This is a genomic window from Corynebacterium sp. UMB8791, from assembly GCF_054166365.1.
Genome location: NZ_JBSZCG010000170.1, coordinates 1 through 516 on the forward strand (window position 1 = coordinate 1; position 516 = coordinate 516).

Annotated in this window: 1 protein-coding gene; it reads right to left on the reverse strand. The window is 56.4% G+C overall.

The features are described 5' to 3' along the window. Positions 1–432 (reverse strand): helix-turn-helix domain-containing protein (locus ACXIUA_RS11270; RefSeq protein WP_457976889.1); only part of this gene is annotated, 432 nt, incomplete at its 3' end. Positions 433–516 lie beyond the last annotated feature (84 nt).

The window sequence follows — 516 nt, forward strand, 5'->3', positions numbered from 1 at the left end:
GTTGAGCAGATTGACAACCTGGGCGCGCAAAAATCGATTGTCATCGAGTTTGCGCGGCTTTGGACGAGCAAGACGCCCGCGGCTGGCCTGATCAGCGTGATAGGCATCGTAGATACCATCGACGCTGTTGCGTGCGATTTCACGACTGATAGTGGATTGACTACGACAGACTATCTGTGCGATACGCCGGTGCGAATGACCTGCCCGCAGGCAATCGGCAATAAGTAAGCGTTCCGTCAGCCCTAGCCGCCGACCAGCGCCAACACGAGATACATCACCAGGTGTTATCCGACTGCGGGTATTCATAGTGGTTAAACTAGCCCGCCGGTTGTACACCGTGGTTGTGCACACCCCAGCCTGCGCGGCAATCTCGGCAACACTATATGAGCCGGCCATAAGCATCTCGTAGATCACGCGATGCTTATGCATCATCGAGACCTTCGGGCAGTGCGATTGGTGCTGAATCGCAATTCCGGCTTGTCGCGCCCACCGCCTGACAGTTGGTGAGGGTATCCC